Annotated in this window: 16 protein-coding genes; 12 read left to right on the top strand and 4 right to left on the bottom strand. The window is 43.0% G+C overall.

The genetic code is table 11. From position 1 onward, the window contains the following. Nucleotides 1-68: 68 nt before the first annotated feature. From DWZ47_RS13090 to cdd, 4 genes are all read right to left on the bottom strand, one after another. On the bottom strand, nucleotides 69-1442 hold the full coding sequence (locus tag DWZ47_RS13090) for an FAD-dependent oxidoreductase (RefSeq protein WP_117513427.1): 1374 nt from the start codon (nucleotides 1440-1442) through the stop codon (nucleotides 69-71). A gap of 99 nt (nucleotides 1443-1541) precedes the next feature. Further along, on the bottom strand, nucleotides 1542-2123 hold the full coding sequence (locus DWZ47_RS13085) for a DUF417 family protein (protein ID WP_117513425.1): 582 nt from the start codon (nucleotides 2121-2123) through the stop codon (nucleotides 1542-1544). Between the two features lie 88 nt (nucleotides 2124-2211). Beyond that, the gene (locus DWZ47_RS13080; RefSeq protein ID WP_004300715.1) at nucleotides 2212-3051 is read right to left on the bottom strand and encodes an AraC family transcriptional regulator; all 840 of its coding nucleotides are present in this window, start codon (nucleotides 3049-3051) and stop codon (nucleotides 2212-2214) included. A gap of 2 nt (nucleotides 3052-3053) precedes the next feature. Beyond that, the gene (cdd, locus tag DWZ47_RS13075; protein WP_117513423.1) at nucleotides 3054-3536 is read right to left on the bottom strand and encodes a cytidine deaminase; all 483 of its coding nucleotides are present in this window, start codon (nucleotides 3534-3536) and stop codon (nucleotides 3054-3056) included. A 110-nt stretch (nucleotides 3537-3646) separates the two neighbouring features. On the opposite strand from cdd, the gene DWZ47_RS13070 reads away from it, so the two are divergent. The 12 genes from DWZ47_RS13070 to DWZ47_RS13010 all read left to right on the top strand — a co-directional run bounded on the left by DWZ47_RS13070 (nucleotide 3647) and on the right by DWZ47_RS13010 (nucleotide 20120). Next, nucleotides 3647-4552, top strand: a complete 906-nt coding sequence (locus DWZ47_RS13070) for a glucosaminidase domain-containing protein (RefSeq protein ID WP_004304231.1) — start codon at nucleotides 3647-3649, stop codon at nucleotides 4550-4552. Between the two features lie 81 nt (nucleotides 4553-4633). Continuing rightward, a complete protein-coding gene (locus DWZ47_RS13065) occupies nucleotides 4634-6010 on the top strand; it encodes an NAD(P)/FAD-dependent oxidoreductase (RefSeq protein WP_004304230.1) in 1377 nt (458 codons plus the stop codon). Nucleotides 6011-6191: 181 nt separating this feature from the next. Further along, nucleotides 6192-7439, top strand: a complete 1248-nt coding sequence (locus DWZ47_RS13060; protein WP_117513421.1) for an efflux RND transporter periplasmic adaptor subunit — start codon at nucleotides 6192-6194, stop codon at nucleotides 7437-7439. Between the two features lie 17 nt (nucleotides 7440-7456). Then, on the top strand, nucleotides 7457-8122 hold the full coding sequence (locus tag DWZ47_RS13055) for an ABC transporter ATP-binding protein (protein WP_004300704.1): 666 nt from the start codon (nucleotides 7457-7459) through the stop codon (nucleotides 8120-8122). Nucleotides 8123-8189: 67 nt separating this feature from the next. Then, nucleotides 8190-8816, top strand: coding sequence for a GIN domain-containing protein (locus DWZ47_RS13050; RefSeq protein ID WP_004304228.1), 627 nt, complete (start codon nucleotides 8190-8192; stop codon nucleotides 8814-8816). Nucleotides 8817-8872: 56 nt separating this feature from the next. Next, on the top strand, nucleotides 8873-10150 hold the full coding sequence (locus tag DWZ47_RS13045) for an ABC transporter permease (protein ID WP_117513419.1): 1278 nt from the start codon (nucleotides 8873-8875) through the stop codon (nucleotides 10148-10150). A 1-nt stretch (nucleotide 10151) separates the two neighbouring features. After that, the gene (locus DWZ47_RS13040) at nucleotides 10152-11420 is read left to right on the top strand and encodes an ABC transporter permease (protein WP_117513417.1); all 1269 of its coding nucleotides are present in this window, start codon (nucleotides 10152-10154) and stop codon (nucleotides 11418-11420) included. Nucleotides 11421-11452: 32 nt separating this feature from the next. Further along, nucleotides 11453-12742 carry an ABC transporter permease gene (locus DWZ47_RS13035; RefSeq protein WP_117513415.1) on the top strand — a complete coding sequence of 430 codons (1290 nt, stop codon included), beginning with the start codon at nucleotides 11453-11455 and terminating at the stop codon, nucleotides 12740-12742. A gap of 29 nt (nucleotides 12743-12771) precedes the next feature. Beyond that, nucleotides 12772-14025, top strand: coding sequence for an ABC transporter permease (locus DWZ47_RS13030; RefSeq protein WP_117513413.1), 1254 nt, complete (start codon nucleotides 12772-12774; stop codon nucleotides 14023-14025). An 84-nt stretch (nucleotides 14026-14109) separates the two neighbouring features. After that, on the top strand, nucleotides 14110-16719 hold the full coding sequence (locus DWZ47_RS13025; RefSeq protein ID WP_117513411.1) for a PAS domain-containing sensor histidine kinase: 2610 nt from the start codon (nucleotides 14110-14112) through the stop codon (nucleotides 16717-16719). Between the two features lie 129 nt (nucleotides 16720-16848). After that, on the top strand, nucleotides 16849-18327 hold the full coding sequence (locus tag DWZ47_RS13020; protein WP_004300692.1) for a TolC family protein: 1479 nt from the start codon (nucleotides 16849-16851) through the stop codon (nucleotides 18325-18327). A gap of 443 nt (nucleotides 18328-18770) precedes the next feature. Further along, on the top strand, nucleotides 18771-20120 hold the full coding sequence (locus DWZ47_RS13010) for a sigma-54-dependent transcriptional regulator (RefSeq protein ID WP_008771245.1): 1350 nt from the start codon (nucleotides 18771-18773) through the stop codon (nucleotides 20118-20120). Nucleotides 20121-20131: the final 11 nt, after the last annotated feature.

The following is a 20131-nucleotide window of genomic DNA, read 5'->3' as shown; positions in this document are numbered from 1 at the left end:
CAAATAGAGCCTCTGTTTACCCTATTCAGAGGCTCTGTTTTAGAAGTGAATTATATTCTTTCTTATTCTTATACATCAAACAGTTGATTTAATCCCTCACTCATACTGGGATGCGTGAAGATAAAATCGCGCAAGAATGTAGACGTCTGGCCTGTCTTTATCGCCATAGCTACGATATTGATGATTTCTGAAGCATCGGCGCAGAATAGAGTACAGCCCATAATCTTCCCGTTATGATTATTGATGATAGCTTTTAGCATACCATCTGTCTGCCTCAATGTACGGGTACGGACGATGGAGGAAGCCGGCAACCGGGAAACTTTAAATGAATATCCTCTTTTCAGAGCTTCTTCTTCACTGATTCCGATATGTGCCAATGGCGGATCAATAAACACTGCATATTGCACAGGATCACGGTCTCCGATATCACGTTTCTTGTCGCCGAAGAGCTGGTCACGGATAATCCGGAAATCATCTAGCGAGACATAAGTAAATTGCGATCCGCCTTTCACATCTCCCATTGCCCATATATGAGAAACAGTAGTGCGTAACTGATCGTTTACGATGATAGCTCCGTGAGCATCAACTCCTACACCCGCTGCTTGCAGATTCAATCCTTCAATCATCGGTTTACGTCCCGTTGCGATAAGAATGGCATCTCCATCTACATAATAAGGAGTACCGTCGGATATGTCCGAGTAAGTCAGTGTCACTCCGTCATTCGTGTCATGGATAGACTGCGCACGAGCGTTCAGATGGATTTCAATACCTTTCTTCTCCATCACTTCTTTGACGCTGTTTGCAATATCCCGATCTTCACGAGGCATAAATTTGTTTCCTCCTTCGAGTATCGTCACTTTACTGCCGAAACCGGCATACATAGAAGCGAACTCCAGTCCGATATATCCTCCACCTATGATAATCAGGTGATGAGGAAGTACGTTTAAGTCCAAAAGCGCACTACTGGTATATACGTGCTGACTTTGCTGAATACCATCTATTGCAGGGATAATGGGAGTAGACCCCGTGTTGATAAATATCTCTTTTCCTTTCAGTTCGATTTCTCCTTCGGGAAGTTCCACTTTTATGGTATCGGCGGATATGAAAGACCCCGTTCCGGTATAGATAGTCACATTAGGACGTTTGCTTAGTCTTTCGTAATTATCATTCCTAAGAAAGGAAGTGAGGCGGTTCTTTCGGCCGATGGCCTGTTTGTACATATTCGCCTGCTTCGGAAAATCATCGTGGTAAAGCAAAGCGGAAACCTCGGCTTCATGCACCAGCGTCTTTGTTGGGATACAGGCTACATTCGGACAGCTTCCTCCATACATCATGTTGGAACGTTCTACGATGGCCACTTGCCATCCGCGGTTGGAAAGTTCGGCAGCCAGGGTTTTCCCTGCCTTGCCGAATCCTATAATAATTGCATCATATTGTTTCATAACTTCTTGTATTAACGATTTGTATGAGACTATATAACAGTCTGAAAATACGATTTGTTCCGCAATGGCAAGAAGTCAGAATCCTCTTTAGTGGTTGTCTTAGTCTTTTTTAAGTGTTTTGAGTACGCGTTGTGACGAGTCGGATAATAACACTACGGCACTAGCTAGGATCACGATGTCTTTAATCACCAACCGCCCTGCACCGGATAGTAATGGGAAACCGAATTCTCCGCTTCCCAAGTCGGGAACCCAGACTTCCGGGGTGGTGACAAGAAAAGAAAGTGTGCCGAGCGTCATGATAATGGCGAGGGTGTCGCCTGCCAATCCCACTTTTGGGAAAAAGATTCCCAAGAATACCAGTATGCCGATACCCATAATAAGAGCTCCCAGTCCGTAAGAGAAAGTATAAGTGCGGTTTGCTTCGTGCCATGCACGATTTTCCGGGACAAAAGCACCTTCCGCATTTTTATGTTCTTTGTATTCGGGTGCACCTTTAGCATAGAAGAAACTCATAAAAGGACTGTTGGCAACAAACGGAACAATCCCGTCGGCTTCATAATGGAAATACTTCAATCCGCCTATCCATACAAATACTATCAGGATGGCAATGCGGATAAATTTCATACCAAAACTTTTCAGACTTGAAGTGAAGGTCAGTAAAGCGATCAATTTCTCTTTCATTTTGTTGGGGTTTTAATGGGTTTATCTTATGTTGCAAAGGTCGTCCATTTCCACTACTCCCAAAATAGCAATACTTCCGTATGCCTTGTCAATTTTTCCCTTCCTGTGTGTTTCTGAATTGCACGGCGCTCTGTCCGGTCATATTTTTGAAGAAACGGCTGAAAGAAGCCTGGTCTTCAAATCCCAGAATATCGGCAATCTCTTTGGCGCTTTTGTTGCTGTAAAGCAGGAGACGTTTAGCTTCCGCTTCCACCCGTTCGTGGATAACCCGAAGCGGCGAAGGCAGTTTGCAGGTAGAAAAGATGTTCGATAGTGTCTTGGGAGATTTGTGTAGCATATCGGCATAGTCCTGTACCTGCTTCTTTGTCCGATAATGCTCGTCAACCAAGTTATAGTATTGGCGGACAATCTCGAAACCGGATTCTTTTTCACGGGTGATATTCATGCGATGACGTGCAATACGGGTACATTGAATGATGAAGCGTTTCAGCAGGATGCGTAGCATCTCCTCCTGCAGGCTGTCGGAAACGGTAAACTCGTTTTCCAGTGCTTCGGTAATGGTGTCGAGCTCTTTACGTTCTTTTTCATTCAGGGTAAAACGGATCAGGTGAGAAGAACCGTTGAACAGGAAACCGCTGCACGACACTTCATGGTCATTGCCATAAATGCAATAGAAATTGCTGTTGAACAGCAAAGTCAGGTATTCGCCGTCAATCGATTTAAATTCGAGGTGTTGCAGATGGGTGAGTGAAATCACTTCATCCTTGGTAAGCATCATTTCCTGATGATCGATTTCTACTGTAATGCTTCCGCTGCGTACCCATATAAATTTATAAAGCCCTTTTTCTTTTTGCAGTGCTTTTTCTGTCAGATAAGAGTCTGTAAGTGCGAGTGTTCCTTTTAGTTTCGTGTGATATTGTTGTAACATAATTAATCCTCCATTGCTGATGCGTCAAATGATAATGGCAGTAGGTCGCCTATACTTTTTACTTCGTAGATACATTCTTTGCCGTATAATAGGATACGGATGGGTTGTTTGTAACGCTTTTCCGTTTCCAGAATCACTTGCCGGCAAGCGCCGCAGGGAGGAATCGGTTGGTCGATGAAATCTTTTTCCGTTCGTGCCGCGATGGCAAGAGTGACAACCGGTTGGTCGGGATATTGGGAGTTGGCATAGAATAGGGTAGTACGTTCTGCACAAAGCCCCGACGGATAGGCCGCATTTTCCTGATTGGTTCCTGTCACTACTGTCCCGTTGCCCAATAGCGCAGCGGCACCTACGGAGAAATGGGAGTACGGAGAATAACTACGAGCTGTTGCCTCCATGGCAGTCTGCATAAGTGCCCGATCGCCCTCATTCAACTCATCATATTGATATACTTTAATAATAGCGGTAATTGTGAGGTCTTTCATATACGTCAGGGTATTGGTTTCTACAATTAATGTTACAAAGTTAGGAAAGAGATTGATAATCCCAATTATTTTTCAGATTTTTGTGCCATCTAATTCACATCTGAATAAAAATGGAGAATAAACTGCATAGACTTATCTTTTTAACCGTTGTTTTTTTCTTTGCCGTAGGAGTGCAGGCACAGAAACGGAATGCCCGTTACGTCGAGTATATAAATAAGTATAGTGATTTGGCTGTTGAACAGATGAAGCTTCATAAGATTCCGGCGAGTATTACATTGGCACAAGGATTGCTGGAAAGCGGTGCCGGATACAGCCAGTTGGCACGAAAGAGTAATAACCACTTTGGTATTAAGTGTGGTGGCAGTTGGCGGGGACGTACGGTTCGTCATGATGATGATGCCCGTAACGAATGTTTCCGTGCTTATAAGCATCCGCGTGACTCTTACGAAGATCATTCCGACTTCCTTAGAAGAGGTGCCCGTTACGCTTTTCTTTTTAAACTGGACATCACCGATTATAAAGGCTGGGCGCGTGGACTGAAAAAAGCAGGCTATGCTACCGATCCTTCTTATGCTAATCGTCTGATTACAATTATCGAAGATTATGACTTGTATAAATACGACCGTAAGGGGGTATATTCGGAACGGAAACTGAAAAAGAATCCTTGGTTGATGAGCCCGCATCAGGTGTATATCGCTAATGATATTGCTTATGTGGTAGCCCGCAACGGTGATACCTTTAAAGATTTAGGCAAGGAATTCGATATTAGTTGGAAGAAACTTGTGAAGTACAACGACTTGCAGCGTGATTATACCTTGATGGAAGGGGATATCATCTACCTGAAGAGCAAGAAGAAAAAGGCTTCCAAACCTTATACTGTATATGTTGTGAAAGATGGAGATTCCATGCATGGCATCTCTCAAAAATATGGTATCCGCCTCAAAAATCTGTATAAGATGAATCGTAAGGATGGTGAGTATGTTCCGGAAATCGGAGATAGATTGCGTCTGCGGTAGAGACTTCTCTCAAAAGTTTCGAATTTCGGAAACTTAATGACTCATTCATGTGTTATTATCTTGATAAAACATGATTAGAATATGAGTCTAAACATTGCAAAAAGTAATAAGAAACGTGTCGTCATAGTAGGCGGTGGTTTCGGTGGCTTGAAACTGGCTAACAAGCTGAAAAAGTCAGGCTTTCAAGTCGTATTGATAGATAAAAACAACTATCATCAGTTTCCTCCTTTGATTTATCAGGTGGCTTCGGCCGGCATGGAGCCAACTTCCATATCCTTCCCCTTCCGTAAAATATTCCAGCATCGGAAAGATTTCTATTTCCGTATGGCGGAAGTACGTGCCATTTTCCCGGAAAAGAATATGATACAGACTTCCATCGGAAAAGCAGAATATGACTATCTGGTGTTAGCAGCAGGTACTACAACCAACTATTTCGGTAATAAACATATCGAAGAGGAAGCCATGCCGATGAAAAATGTGTCAGAAGCGATGGGATTGCGAAACGCTCTTCTGGCTAATCTGGAACGAGCGCTGACCTGTTCAACGAAGCAGGAACAACAAGAGTTATTGAATATTGTAATTGTGGGAGGTGGAGCTACCGGGATAGAAGTAGCCGGAATACTTTCCGAGATGAAGAAATTTGTCTTGCCGAATGATTATCCTGATATGCCCAGCAGTCTGATGCACATCTATTTGATTGAAGCCGGGCCGCGATTGCTTGCCGGAATGTCGGAAGAATCTTCTGCACATGCTGAACAGTTTCTCCGTGAAATGGGAGTAAATATCCTGTTGAATAAACGCGTTGTGGATTATCGTGACCATAAAGTAGTACTCGAAGATGGTACAGAGATTGCCACGCGTACTTTTATCTGGGTGAGTGGTGTCACCGGTGTGACTATCGGAAATCTGGATGCCTCTCTGATTGGGCGTGGAGGACGTATTAAAGTCGATTCATTTAACCGTGTAGAAGGGATGAATAATGTGTTTGCTATTGGCGACCAATGTATTCAGTTAGCTGATGAAAATTACCCGAACGGACATCCTCAATTAGCGCAAGTGGCTATCCAGCAAGGGGAATTGCTGGCAAAGAATCTAGTACGTATGGAGAAAGGACGGGAGATGAAACCTTTCCATTACCGTAATTTGGGTTCGATGGCGACTGTAGGACGTAATCGTGCCGTGGCAGAGTTTAGTAAAGTAAAAATGCAGGGATGGTTTGCCTGGGTGATGTGGCTGGTTGTTCATCTGCGCTCTATTCTTGGGGTACGCAATAAGGTTATTGTACTCTTGAATTGGGTATGGAATTATTTCACTTACGATCAGTCTATGCGTATGATTGTCTATGCCCGTAAAGCAAAAGAGATTCGTGATCGTGAAAAGGTGGAGGAAACTACCCATTGGGGGAAAGAACTGGTACAAGAGGAAAAGAACCCCTCAATTACATCATCATCCAAGTAGACAGGCTTCCTGTCGACAGGATGATAGATGCTATTCTGAACGGTAAATTCGTACAGGGTGTCCGATATCGGACACCCTTTGTTTTTTGTTATCTTCTATTTATCAATCATTTACGATTTTGGCACAGATTTGGTATATAAAGTACTGAATTGATACATCATAAAATAGTAAATGATCGGATATGGACAGAGAAATTCCTAAAGAGGTACGTCAAAAAGAACGTAATAAGAAGATTATTCGTTATTCATCCATTGGAGTGGCAAGTATTATTGCCATCAGTGTACTTATATCTGTATTAAGGGCAGGAGTGGAGGCAAAGGATCTTGTCTTTTCCACAGTCGATAAAGGGGTGATTGAGGTAAGTGTCAGTGCTTCCGGTAAGGTTGTCCCTGCTTTTGAAGAAATTATCAATTCTCCGATCAACAGTCGTATTATTGAAGTCTATAAAAAAGGGGGAGATAGCGTAGACGTAGGTACTCCGATTCTGAAACTGGACCTTCAGAGTACGGAAATTGAATATAAGAAGTTACTGGACGAGGAACAAATGCGCCAGTATAAGCTTGATCAGCTTCGCGTCAATAATCAGACGAAACTTTCCGATATGGCAATGCAGATTAAAGTTTCGGCAATGAAATTGAGTCGTATGAAAGTGGAGTTGAGAAATGAACACTATCTGGACAGTCTCGGTGCAGGAACAACGGATAAGGTACGCCAGGCTGAATTGAGCTATAATGTGGCTCAATTAGAGTACGAACAACTTCAGCAACAATATAAAAATGAGAAGGAAGTAGCTGCTGCCGAACTAAAAGTTCAGGAGCTTGATTTTAATATCTTCCGCAAGAGCCTTTCCGAAAAGAAACGTACGTTGGATGATGCACAAATCCGTTCCCCGCGTAAAGCTATTCTTACCTATATTAATAACCAGATCGGTGCACAGATTTCCGAAGGCGGACAGGTAGCTATCATTTCTGATTTGAGCCATTTTAAAGTGGAAGGCGAGATTGCGGATACGTACGGTGATCGTGTAGCAGCCGGAGGAAAAGCAATTGTTAAGATAGGGAGCGACAAACTGGAAGGGACAGTTAGCAGTGTTACACCACTATCCAAGAATGGTGTGATATCATTTACCGTTCAGTTGAAAGAAGATAATCACCGCCGCTTACGTTCCGGACTAAAGACAGATGTTTATGTGATGAATGCTGTGAAGGAAGATGTAATGCGCATAGCCAATGGCTCTTTCTATGTGGGACGCGGTGAATATGAACTTTTTGTCTGCAATTCGGATAATGAACTGGTAAAACGTAAAATACAGTTAGGAGATTCTAATTTTGAATATGTAGAAGTGTTGAGCGGATTGCAACCGGGTGATAAAGTAGTAGTAAGCGATATGAGTGCTTATAAGAACAAGAATAAGTTGAAAATTAAATAAACTAAATACTAGAAGTTATGATAACATTGAACTCTCTTTCTAAGATTTATCGTACGGACGAGATTGAGACGGTAGCATTGGAGAATGTGAATCTGACGGTAGAACGTGGAGAATTTCTAAGTATAATGGGACCTTCCGGATGCGGAAAATCCACCCTGCTGAACATAATGGGATTGCTTGACGCACCTACAATGGGAATGGTGGAAATTAACGGAATACGTACCGAAGGAATGAAAGACAAGGAACTGGCGGTTTTTCGTAATAAAACGCTCGGTTTTGTATTTCAGTCTTTTCATTTGATTAATTCGTTGAATGTGATGGATAATGTAGAACTCCCCTTGCTTTATCGACGTATGGCTGGTAGTGAACGAAAACGGTTGGCACAAGAGGTATTGGAAAAAGTAGGATTAAGCCATCGTATGAGACATTTTCCTACACAACTTTCCGGTGGGCAGTGCCAACGTGTAGCTATTGCCCGTGCGATTATTGGTAATCCCGAAATAATCCTTGCCGATGAGCCGACAGGTAACTTGGATTCAAAGATGGGAGCTGAAGTAATGGAACTGCTTCATCGGTTGAATAAGGAAGACGGACGTACTATCGTGATGGTTACCCATAATGAAGAACAGGCGAAGCAGACTTCGCGCACTATTCGTTTCTTCGATGGACGCCAGGTACAATAGAAACGGCCTCTTACGATTAGAACTAAATGGAAAAATTGATTAATGTATCTCTAAATTAAAAATCATCATGACAAAGAATATTTTCATCGTTGCGATAGCTGTCCTGTTAAGTGTTGCTTTCTGTTCGCTATCGGCACAAAATGTGAGTAAAGATTATAATGTAGACGAGTTTTCTGCCATAAACCTGCAATCTGTCGGGAATATTATTTTTACTCAATCGGCAGGATGCGCCTGTCGTCTGGAAGGTCCTTCTGAATTTGTAGAGAAAACAAGGGTGACAGTGAAAAATGGAACTCTGGTTATCTCTTATAAAGATAAAAATGCCAAGAATATCAAGAATCTGACTTTCTATATTACTGCTCCCGATTTGAGTAAAGTGAAAATAGACGGAGTAGGAAACTTCGATGCAAAAGAAGAACTAAAACTTAAAAATATAGCTTTCGAACTTGATGGAGTAGGCAACTGTAACGTGAAAAGTCTATATTGCGATGAGTTGAAACTAGATGTTGACGGAGTAGGCAATATGAAGTTGAATGTTGATTGCAGCACTATCAAAGCTAAAGTGGATGGAGTAGGAAATATCACTGTATCCGGTAAAGCGGATGCAGCTTTCTTTAAGCGGGATGGCGTTGGTAAAATCAACTCCAAAAACCTGAAGTGTAAAGACGTAACAAAGAAAGGTTGGAATTTCTAATGTAGAACATTCTTCTGTGAACTCCTGTAGAATCAAATCAAAAAAAGAATAAGAAGATGTGGAAGCAATACATAAAGCAAGCTCTTTACCAGTTGAAGGAGAACCGGCTTATTAGTATTGTCTGTATGGTAGGTACAGCTTTGGCTATTTGCATGATAATGGTGATTGTGCTGACATTGCAGATACGGATAAAAGACTGCGTGCCGGAAGTTAACCGTTCACGATCATTGTATGTCAAGGCAATGACGTCCCGGCATAAAGAGCAACACAATAATGCTGCCAGCAGCCAGATGTCCGTCACGACTGCCCGTGAATGCTTTAAGACGTTGACAATACCTGAAGCGGTTACCATTACTTCCGTTAATAATAAGATGCGTGCTTCTCTTCCCGGAGGAGGCAGGATGAGTGTAGATGAAATGGAAACGGATGAAGCGTTCTGGCAAGTCTTTTGCTTTGAATTCTTGTGTGGCAAACCATATACGAAAGCCGATTTTGAGAGTGGGCTGTCCAAGGCTGTGGTTTCTGCCAGTGTGGCACGCCACCTGTTCGATACAACTGACGTGGTAGGGCGTACCATCCAATTAAATAAAGCGGATTATACCATTACAGGAGTAGTGAAAGACGTATCAAAGTTGGCGACAGCTTCTTATGCACAGGTCTGGATTCCCTATACATCAACAGATTTGGCTTCTTTCTCGTGGAGAGAAAATCTGATGGGACCTATGCGGGCGGTCATCCTTGCACGTTCGTCCGACGATTTTCCGGCTATTCGTGCTGAAGTCGAAAAATATCGTCAGGTCTACAATAGTAAGCTGAAGGATATGGAATTGATTTATCGTGGTCAGCCGGATACTCAATTTGCCTACCTTTACCGCCATTGGGGGACAGACTTGGATATGAAACACATTGTCAGGCGATTCATTCTTATCATTGTGATTCTCCTCTTGGTTCCAGCTATCAACCTAAGTAGTATGACTTTATCCCGCATGCGGAAGCGTATGACGGAAATCGGTGTCCGGAAAGCATTCGGTGCTACTGCCAACGAATTGTTGCGACAGGTATTCTGGGAGAATCTGATATTGACACTGCTTGCGGGAATACTGGGACTGATATTGAGCTATTCAGCTACTTTCCTGTTAAACTCATTCCTTTTTGATAACAGTGAGAATGCAGGTCTTGCCGGGGAAACTTCTCTTTCCACTGATATGCTGTTCAGTCCGTTGACGTTTCTCGTTGCATTCTGTTTCTGCCTGTTATTAAATCTATTGAGTGCCGGAATTCCGGCTTGGAGAGTGTCGAGAATGAACATTGTAGATGCAATAAACCAAAGATGAAATGATGAAACAGTTATTGAAACAAATATATAATGAGCGCCGGAGCAATGCTTTTCTATGGATTGAGCTATTGTTGGTGTTTGTCGTATTGTGGTATATCATTGATTTGGTTTATGTCACTTTGCATATCTATTATCAGCCAATGGGCTTTAATATAGAAAATACGTATGTATTACGTATGAACCGTCTTACCGATAAATCTACCGATTTCAATCCGGAGCTGACTGTTAAAGATGATATGACTGCTTTAAGGGAAATAGCCGGACGTTTGTCCCGTCATCCGGAAGTTGAATCTGTCTGTATCTCTCAAAACAGTATTCCATACAATGAAGGGTGCAGTGGAGCGAGTTTCCGTTTTCCGGATAACGACACGGTTTGGATAAGTACGATGGATCGTTGGACGACTCCTGAATATTATAAGGTGTTTCGTTTCCGGAATATCGATGGTTCCGGTCATGAAAGTCTGGTGAAAGCTCTGGAGAAAAATACAATAATCGTTCCTGTCGATGTTGCAGACTATTATCCGGATGCTACTTTCCACGGAAAAGACCTTTTGGGTAAAGAAGTTCGCATGAGTGATACCAACTTTCGTATTGCAGCTTTAACAGAGCCCGTTCGCTACGATCATTATAACATTGCCGGAAAACCTTTTACCGGAACCTATATCGGCACTTACCTTTCTGACGAACAAATGGAAACAGTTGAAAACGTAGCCTATCTCGAATTAAGTCTGCGTGTCCGCGAAGGTGTAGACGATGGCTTTGTGGAACGTCTTATGAATGATGCCGACCGTATCTATCAGGTAGGGAATGTTTATATACTTGATGTCACTCCATTAAGCAAAGTCCGGACAGCCAGTGAGATAGACAATGATAATGAATTACGTACCCAGTTCTGTATTCTCTTTTTCCTGTTGTTGAATATCTTTCTGGGAGTGATCGGCACTTTCTGGTTCCGTACCCAGCAACGCCGGGGAGAAGTTGCTTTACGCATGGCGATGGGAGCTAACCGGAAAAACATATTCTATCGTTTGATTACGGAAGGTTTGTTACTGTTAAGCATGTCGGCTCTTCCTGCCGTATTGATTGCATTCAATATTGGATATACTGAACTGGTGGATATATCACAAATGGCATTTACAGTACCCCGTTTCCTGATAGCCATTTTACTGACATATCTCTTGATGGCGATAATGATTATTCTTGGCGTGTTGTATCCGGCTCTGCAATCAATGAAAGTGCAACCGGCCGAAGCACTAAGAGACGAGTAAGAAATATACTGAACTTTATACTGGTAACGATCATGATAAAACTCTATTTTAAACAAGCATTCCATCTGTTGGGAGAAAATAAACTGCTTTCTTTTATTTCCATTATTGGTACAGCTTTGGCTATTGCTATGATAATGGTAATTGTGATTACTTTACGTGCGACTATTGCTCCCTTTGCACCGGAAACCCATCGTGACCGGATGCTTATTTTCCGGTTTGCCGGACTTCAAAGTAAGTCCAACGTGAATTGGCAAAGCAATGGCCCTATCGGATACAATACGGCAAAGGCTTGTTTCAAAGCAATGACAATTCCCGAAGTTGTTTCCATAACCAATATCTGGCAGGAAACAATGCTGGCTGCTAAACCGGCAGGTGAGATGGAAAGTTGTAGTGTGTTGCAAACAGACGATGCTTTCTGGAAAATATTTGAATTTGAGTTTCTATCTGGTAAACCGTATGATAATGCCGATTTTGATGCCGGAGCAGCAAAAGCTGTGATTTCCGAAGATATGGCTCGCCGTTTGTTCGGAACATCAGAAGTGGTTGGAAAAACATTCCTTCTGAATCATTCGGCTTATATTGTTTGCGGAGTGGTACGTCCGGTCTCTAAACTGGCGAAGTACGCCTATGCACAAGTTTGGATTCCTTTGAGTTCAACAAGTGCCTTCACAGCCACTTGGGGCGATGACAATATCATGGGTATGACTGCCGTTTATATACTGGCTAAATCGAAAGACGATTTTCCGGCTATTCGTCAGGAGGCAGACCGCTTGCGGGCTATCTTTATGGCAGGGCATCCCAATTTCGATTTACTCTATCGCGGACAGCCTGATACTTATTTCGTAGCCGCGCAACGCTATTCCGCCAACAATCCTCCTGCTGTGAAAGAAGCAGTACGGCAATACATACTGACATTACTTGTCTTATTGATTGTTCCTGCCGTCAACTTGTCCGGACTTACTTTGTCACGCATGCGTAAGCGTATCTCCGAAATAGGAGTGCGAAAAGCCTTTGGTGCCCCCAGACGGGAGCTTATGATGCAGGTACTATCCGAAAATATGCTTTATTCCCTGTTCGGAGGAATTCTCGGACTGGTATTAAGTTATGTCGCCGCTTTCCTTTTGGGAGGAATGCTTTTCTCCGTAGACTTTGTATCCAATGGTGTGGAGGATTTGCGGACCATGTGTGTCGACTTACTGTTCGATCCTACCGTATTCCTGCTGGCATTTCTGGCTTGTTTCCTACTCAATTTATTAAGTGCCGCCATTCCGGCATGGAGAGTAACTCGCACCAATATTGTGGATGCCATCAACGAAAGATAATTCTTCAACTCATCTAAATTCTAAAGAAAATGCAACTATTAAAACAAATATGGAACGAGCGCCGGTCAAACGGATGGTTGTGGTCAGAACTATTAATTGTTTTTGTGGTCCTGTGGTATGTGGTCGACTGGACGTATGTGACAGCGCGTACTTATTACGAACCGGTAGGATTTGATATTACCGATACGTATTATTTGGAACTAAGCCTGAAAAACGACAAGAGTAATTCCTATCTTTCGAAAGAGCAAAAGAGTACATCTTTAGGACAAGATATTATCGAGTTGACTAATCGTCTCCGGAGATTGCCGGAAGTGGAGGCCGTTTCAATATCCAATAATGCGCGTCCCTATATCGGGAGTAACTCCGGTAGTATGTTACGTATCGATACATTAGTTAGTAATCCGCTACGGCGTTCGGTAACCCCTGACTTTTTTCAGGTCTTTCGTTATCAAAGTGCTGATGGGCGTGGTTATCAGCCGTTGGTGCAAGCTTTAAGGAATGGCAATGTCGTTGTTGGTGAAAATTTCTTGCCCAAAGATTATAAAGGCGATCGTACGCTGTTGGGTAAAGAAATGGTCGATGTGGATGATTCTACGAAAGTGTACAAGATAGGGGGAGTTTCGAAGAAGGTGCGTTACAATGACTTTTGGCCTAACTACAGTGATCGGTATGTAGCCATTGAACTTCCTGAAAAGATAATGGTCGAACTTGACGATGAACTTTATCCTTCAAGTGTAGAAGTTTGTCTGCGTGTGAAGCCGGGGACTTCTAAAGACTTTGCGGAACATTTGATGAAATTGTCTGTCAACCAGTTGAGTGTCGGCAACTTATTCATCTTGAAAGTGCATGATTATGAAGATATACGGAATGATTTCCAGCAAGAGAGCTATAATCAGGTACAGGTACGTTTCTGGATGATGGGATTCTTACTGCTCAATATCCTGTTAGGTATTGTTGGCACATTCTGGTTCCGTACACAGCACCGTCGTGCTGAATCGGCGCTTCGTATAGCGGTTGGGTCCAGCCGGATACAGCTTTGGCAACGGTTGAATAAAGAAGGATTATTACTGTTAACGCTGGCCGCTTTGCCTGCTGCTGTGATATGTTATAATATCGGCTACCTGGATTTGACGGAAGGATATCTGGAATGGGGAGTGGTACGTTTTCTTATCACATGTGCCATTACCTATTTCTTGATGACTTTAATGATTCTCGTTGGCATTTGGTTTCCTGCTCGTCAGGTAATTCGCATACACCCTGCCGAGGCGTTGCGCGAAGAATAAAAAACTTGGGCTATCTGTTTGTTTTCAATATAATTAACGTATCTTTGTCGGCATAATATTGAAAACACCGCAGGCTTTAATTATATGAATCGACGCTACTATTGTTTGCTTATCGTTCTGTTTTTTGCTGTTCTTATTCAGGCGGCAGCAGCGGAACGTACATACAATATCCTGTTTATACAGTCATACACCTCACAGACTCCTTGGCATAGCGACCTTAATCAGGGGTTGGTCAAAGGATTTAAAGAAAGTGGCCTGAAGGTGAATATAACAACGGAGTATCTTGATGCCGATTTTTGGGCATTCAACTCCGAGAAAGTAATTATGCGTCGTTTTTGTCAGCGTGCTCGTGACAGGCAGACCGATTTGATTATAACAGCAAGTGATGAAGCTTTCTATACTCTTTTTGCCTGTAGAGATTCGTTGCCTTTGCAGATACCGGTCGTGTTTTTCGGCATTAAGTATCCTGATATGGAGCTGATTGCTACTCATCCCAATGTTTGCGGGTTCACTGCCAATCCGGATTTTGATGTCATATTGCGTCAGGCGCAAAAGATATTTCCCCAGCGGAAAGAAGTGGTATGTGTGATAGATAACAGCTTTTTGAGTAACAAAGGCCTTGAAGATTTTGAAGAAGAGTGGAAAATCTTTCAAAAAGACAATCCGGATTATAGAATGAAAGTCTATAATACCCAAAATCATACAACGAGTCACATCATTGCTGCTATTTGTTACCCTCGTAACAGCTACGAACGTCTGGTGGTTGCTCCTAAATGGTCGCCTTTCCTTTCATTCGTTGGCAAAAACTCAAAAGCTCCCGTATTTTCGAGTCAGAATGTGGGGTTAACTAATGGCGTATTCTGTGCATACGATTCCGATAGTTATGCTTCAGCATTATCGGCAGCTCAAAGGGCTGCTTTAGTCTTAAAAGGTACATCTCCCCAAGAAATAGGAGTGACAGAAATCACGCAGGGATTCATCTATGACTATAAACAGTTGGATTATTTTCATATTGACCCTGATAAAGTATCCTCTAGCGGAACCATCGTCAACGAACCGTATTGGGAAAAATATAAATACCTTTTTATACTGCTCTATCCGTCTATCCTGGCGTTGCTGATAGCTTCTATCGTGTGGTTGATGCGTGCCAACCGGCGTGAGTCCAAACGACGGATTCAGGCACAGACCCGTCTGCTCGTACAGAATAAACTTGTGGAACAGCGTAATGAGTTTGATAATGTATTTCATTCCATCCGTGATGGTGTGATAACGTATGATACCGATTTGCACATTCATTTCACAAACCGCTCCTTATTACAAATGCTGCATTTGCCGTATGAGTCAGGGGGCCGTTTTTATGAAGGAATGATGGCAGGCAGCATCTTCAAGATATATTATAACGGTCAGGATATTCTTCATTCTATGCTGAAGCAGGTAGCTGCTAAAGGAGAAAGTGTGAAGATACCCCAGGGAGCTTTCATGAAAGAAGTGCATAGTGATAAATACTTCCCGGTGTCGGGGGAAATAGTCCCGATCCGTTCAAAGGATACGATTACCGGTATGGCACTTTCCGCACGGAATATTTCGAATGAAGAAATGCAGAAGCGTTTCTTTGATATGGCAGTAGACGAAAGCTCCATCTATCCGTGGCAGTTTGATATGGAAACCAACTGTTTCATTTTCCCGCAAGGTTTCTTGAAACGTCTTGGATACGATGAATCGGTTACTACCATCTCCCGTGATGAAATGGATCGCACTATCCATCCTGATGATTTGAAGGAAATAAGTCCGTTATTTAATAGAGCATTGACAGGAGAAGATTCCAATACCCGTCTGAATTTCCGTCAGCGGAATGTCAACGGAGAGTATGAATGGTGGGAATATCGTTCTTCCGTAATCACGGGATTGACACAAGATTCATTGTATAATATATTAGGTGTTTGCCAGAGTATCCAGCGATATAAGACTGCCGAGCAGGAGATGAGAGAGGCTCGTGATAAAGCCCTCCAGGCTGACAAACTGAAATCGGCATTCCTTGCCAACATGAGTCACGAGATTCGGACTCCGTTGAATGCGATTGTAGGTTTCTCCGATTTGCTAAGCGATACGAGTGGTTTTACAAGCGAAGAGATTGCCCAGTTTATCGGAACCATTAATAAGAATTGCGGCCTGTTGCTGGCTTTGATTAATGATATTCTTGATTTGTCACGTATCGAATCGGGAACCATGGAATTTATGTTCGCCGAGCATAACCTGCCGCTGTTATTAAAGACCGTCCATGATTCTCAACGCTTGAATATGCCACCGGGAGTAGAACTGGTGTTGCGTATGCCCGAAAGTGATAAGAAATATCTTACGACAGATAATGTACGCTTGCAGCAAGTCGTGAATAATCTGATAAATAACGCTGCTAAATTTACGAGTAGTGGTTTCATTACTTTCGGCTATGAAGATGATGAGGTTCCCGGCTACACCCGCATCTTTGTGGAGGATACAGGAGTCGGTATTTCTGAAGAAGGTATCCGTCATATATTCGAACGATTCTATAAAGTCGATAATTTCACCCAAGGAGCAGGTTTGGGATTAAGTATTTGTCAGACCATCATCGAACGTCTGAATGGTACCATCTCTGTCACCTCCGAAGTAGGTAAAGGCACTCGTTTCACTGTGCGCCTTCCTAACTACTGTGAATAATTGAACGTTCACTTTTGGGCATAGTGTCCGAAAATGGACACTTTTCTTATTTTCTAATCTGTTGATAATAAAAACTTTACTTTTTTGGCACATCGTTTGATTCTCTCATAGTGGAAAATACTGTGCATAATGAAAAAGAAAAGTATATTGTTTGCTCTTGCTGCCGTTTGCCTGCCGTTGGCATTGTCGGCACAGAAGGAAAGGGAAATAACCTTGAATGAAGCTATTGCTATGGCGCGTATTCAATCTGTTGACGCTGCTGTTGCCTTGAATGAATTGAAAACGGCCTATTGGGAGTTTCGTACCTTTCGTGCTGATCTTCTGCCGGAAGTCAACCTGACCGGAACCCTGCCCAATTATAACAAATCGTATAGTTCCTATCAAAATTCGGACGGTTCTTACGGTTTCGTCCGTAATAACACATTAGGGCTTACCGGTGATCTTTCTATCGATCAAAACATCTGGCTTACTGGTGGTAAACTCTCGCTGACTTCCTCTCTTGACTATATCAAGCAATTGGGAGCCGGAGGAGACCGGCATTTTATGTCGGTTCCTGTCACATTACAACTTACACAACCCATCTTTGGAGTCAATAATATAAAGTGGAACAGACGCATCGAACCGGTTCGTTATGCCGAAGCGAAAGCAGCCTTTATCACTGCTACCGAAGAAGTGACGATGCGTGCCATCACTTATTACTTTAATCTTTTGTTGGCAAAAGAAAATCTTGGCACGGCGAAACAGAACCAGACAAACGCCGACCACCTTTATGAAGTAGCCCTTGCCAAACGCAAAATGGGGCAAATTTCCGAGAATGAACTCTTGCAGTTGAAGCTTTCCGCTTTGAATGCGAAGGCTGCATTGACGGAAGCAGAGAGTGATCTCAATGCCAAGATGTTCCAGCTCCGTGCCTTTTTGGGAGTAGGAGAGGATGAAGTACTAAACCCGGTTCTTCCCGAAGCTGTGGATGGCCCGAGGATGGAGTACAATCAGGTGTTAAATAAAGCATTGGAACGTAATTCTTTTGCACAGAATATCCGTCGCCGCCAGTTGGAAGCCGATTATGAAGTAGCTACCGCACGCGGAAATTTGCGTAGTGTCGATTTGTTTGCAAGCGTAGGATATACGGGTGAGAACCGGAATTTTCCGGCCGTTTACAGGAACCTGCAGGATAATCAGATTGTTCAGGTAGGCGTTAAGATTCCGATTCTCGATTGGGGAAAACGCCGTGGGAAAGTCCGGGTAGCCAAGAGTAACCGGGATGTGGTGCTTTCAAAGATCCGCCAGGAACAGATCAACTTCAACCAGGATATCTTTTTGTTGGTGGAGCATTTCAATAATCAGGCGCAGCAGTTGGACATAGCGAAGGAAGCCGATGCAATTGCACAGCAACGTTATAAGACCAGTATTGAAACTTTCCTGATAGGCAAAATTAATACCTTAGACCTGAATGATGCGCAGAACTCTAAAGATGAGGCAAGACAGAAACATATTTCCGAACTCTATTATTATTGGTATTACTATTATCAGATTCGCAGTCTGACGTTATGGGATTTTCGTACCAATACCGAACTTGAAGCTGATTTTGATGAAATCATCCGGCAATAGAAAGGGTAGGAAAAAGCTTTTGAATCTTATGGAGGAACTTGCAGTAAATAGTATTATTTTCTATTCCGTTCTTGCTTTTTACGAATTAATTTCGTATCTTAAGAGTTTTAATCCTTTCGGAGACAGGTGGTCATATTATAGAGTGCCAATAGTCATCTTATAAGATGATATTTATCACTCTATAAGGTGACTTTTGTCCCATTGTAACTGGATAATTACTCGACTGCATAAACAATTATAAATTACTGTACTGAAAATCTTTATTTAGTGCAGTGGAAAATCTTAAATACAATAATAAGAAAACAGCTTTATTACGTAACTTGTATTATTGAAGCGTGCATTCCGTGATTTATATATCAATCATTTGGTAGCAAACTATTTATTAGTACCTTTGGAGTGTGAGACAAAGTTGTTAATTGACTGGGTAAAACTCAAATATAACTATGATTCTGATAATTGACGACGACAGCGCAGTGCGTTCTTCGCTTAGCTTCATGTTGAAGCGGGCAGGATATGAAGCACAGACCGTTCCCGGTCCACGGGAAGCTATGGAAGTAGTACGTTCCATAGCTCCGGATTTAATCCTGATGGATATGAACTTCACTCTTTCTACAACGGGTGAGGAGGGTTTGACCCTACTCAAACAAGTAAAAATATTCCGTCCCGAAACACCGGTGATATTGATGACCGCTTGGGGAAGTATCCAACTTGCCGTGCAAGGAATGCAGGCAGGAGCTTTTGATTTCATAACGAAGCCCTGGAATAATGCCGCCTTGTTGCAACGCATTGAAACGGCACTCCAACTTTCGGGCACTCCACAGGAACCAACGCAGGAACAGAGCGATTCTTTCGACCGCAGCCACATCATCGGGCGTAGCCAGGGATTGATGGATGTGTTGAATACGATTGCCCGCATAGCAAAGACCAATGCCTCTGTCCTCATTACAGGGGAAAGCGGAACAGGTAAGGAATTGATAGCCGAGGCTATTCATATCAACAGTCAGCGAGCCAAACACCCCTTTGTGAAAGTGAATCTTGGAGGTATTTCTCAAAGTCTGTTCGAAAGTGAAATGTTCGGGCACAAGAAAGGAGCTTTTACCGATGCTTCCGCAGACCGTATCGGACGTTTCGAAATGGCAAACAAAGGGACGATTTTCCTGGATGAAATAGGTGATCTCGACCCTTCGTGCCAGGTGAAGTTACTGCGTGTATTGCAGGATCAGACATTTGAAGTGCTCGGCGACAGCCGTCCGCGCAAGACGGATATCCGGGTAGTATCAGCCACCAATGCCGATTTGCGCAAAATGGTAGGCGAACGTACTTTTCGTGAAGACCTCTTCTATCGTATCAATCTGATAACAGTGAAACTGCCGGCCTTGCGCGAACGTCGCGAAGATATTCCTTTGCTGGCACGTCATTTTGCCGACCGTCAGGCGGTAACCAACGGATTGCCCCGTACGGAGTTCTCTGCCGATGCCCTGCAATTCTTGAGCCGTTTGCCCTATCCGGGGAATATTCGTGAATTGAAGAACTTGGTGGAACGTACCATTTTGGTAAGTGGTAAACCGCTGCTTGATGCTTCCGATTTTGATGCGCAGTATATTCGCCACGATGACGCAAGAGTGACCGAAGGCGCAGCTCTGGCTGGTATGACTTTGGATGAAATAGAACGCCAGACCATTCTCCAGGCGTTGGACCGTTACAAAGGAAATTTGAGTCAGGTAGCTACGGCATTGGGTATCAGCCGTGCAGCACTCTATCGCCGTCTCGAAAAATATAATATAACAATGTGATAAATTTAGGC

Origin of the sequence: Bacteroides sp. AF32-8BH, assembly GCF_003435205.1 — a bacterium.
GTDB lineage: Bacteria > Bacteroidota > Bacteroidia > Bacteroidales > Bacteroidaceae > Bacteroides > Bacteroides ovatus.
The sequence above is the reverse complement of the archived record's forward strand: the minus strand, read 5'-3'. Positions and strand labels throughout refer to the sequence as shown.

Bases quoted from the DNA above. Each gene is read 5' to 3' on its own strand.
- DWZ47_RS13090 (WP_117513427.1), bottom strand. From the start codon at position 1,442: ATGAAACAATATGATGCAATTATTATAGGATTCGGCAAGGCAGGGAAA.
- DWZ47_RS13085 (WP_117513425.1), bottom strand. From the start codon at position 2,123: ATGAAAGAGAAATTGATCGCTTTACTGACCTTCACTTCAAGTCTGAAA.
- DWZ47_RS13080 (WP_004300715.1), bottom strand. From the start codon at position 3,051: ATGTTACAACAATATCACACGAAACTAAAAGGAACACTCGCACTTACA.
- cdd (WP_117513423.1), bottom strand. From the start codon at position 3,536: ATGAAAGACCTCACAATTACCGCTATTATTAAAGTATATCAATATGAT.
- DWZ47_RS13070 (WP_004304231.1), top strand. From the start codon at position 3,647: ATGGAGAATAAACTGCATAGACTTATCTTTTTAACCGTTGTTTTTTTC.
- DWZ47_RS13065 (WP_004304230.1), top strand. From the start codon at position 4,634: ATGAGTCTAAACATTGCAAAAAGTAATAAGAAACGTGTCGTCATAGTA.
- DWZ47_RS13060 (WP_117513421.1), top strand. From the start codon at position 6,192: ATGGACAGAGAAATTCCTAAAGAGGTACGTCAAAAAGAACGTAATAAG.
- DWZ47_RS13055 (WP_004300704.1), top strand. From the start codon at position 7,457: ATGATAACATTGAACTCTCTTTCTAAGATTTATCGTACGGACGAGATT.
- DWZ47_RS13050 (WP_004304228.1), top strand. From the start codon at position 8,190: ATGACAAAGAATATTTTCATCGTTGCGATAGCTGTCCTGTTAAGTGTT.
- DWZ47_RS13045 (WP_117513419.1), top strand. From the start codon at position 8,873: ATGTGGAAGCAATACATAAAGCAAGCTCTTTACCAGTTGAAGGAGAAC.
- DWZ47_RS13040 (WP_117513417.1), top strand. From the start codon at position 10,152: ATGATGAAACAGTTATTGAAACAAATATATAATGAGCGCCGGAGCAAT.
- DWZ47_RS13035 (WP_117513415.1), top strand. From the start codon at position 11,453: ATGATAAAACTCTATTTTAAACAAGCATTCCATCTGTTGGGAGAAAAT.
- DWZ47_RS13030 (WP_117513413.1), top strand. From the start codon at position 12,772: ATGCAACTATTAAAACAAATATGGAACGAGCGCCGGTCAAACGGATGG.
- DWZ47_RS13025 (WP_117513411.1), top strand. From the start codon at position 14,110: ATGAATCGACGCTACTATTGTTTGCTTATCGTTCTGTTTTTTGCTGTT.
- DWZ47_RS13020 (WP_004300692.1), top strand. From the start codon at position 16,849: ATGAAAAAGAAAAGTATATTGTTTGCTCTTGCTGCCGTTTGCCTGCCG.
- DWZ47_RS13010 (WP_008771245.1), top strand. From the start codon at position 18,771: ATGATTCTGATAATTGACGACGACAGCGCAGTGCGTTCTTCGCTTAGC.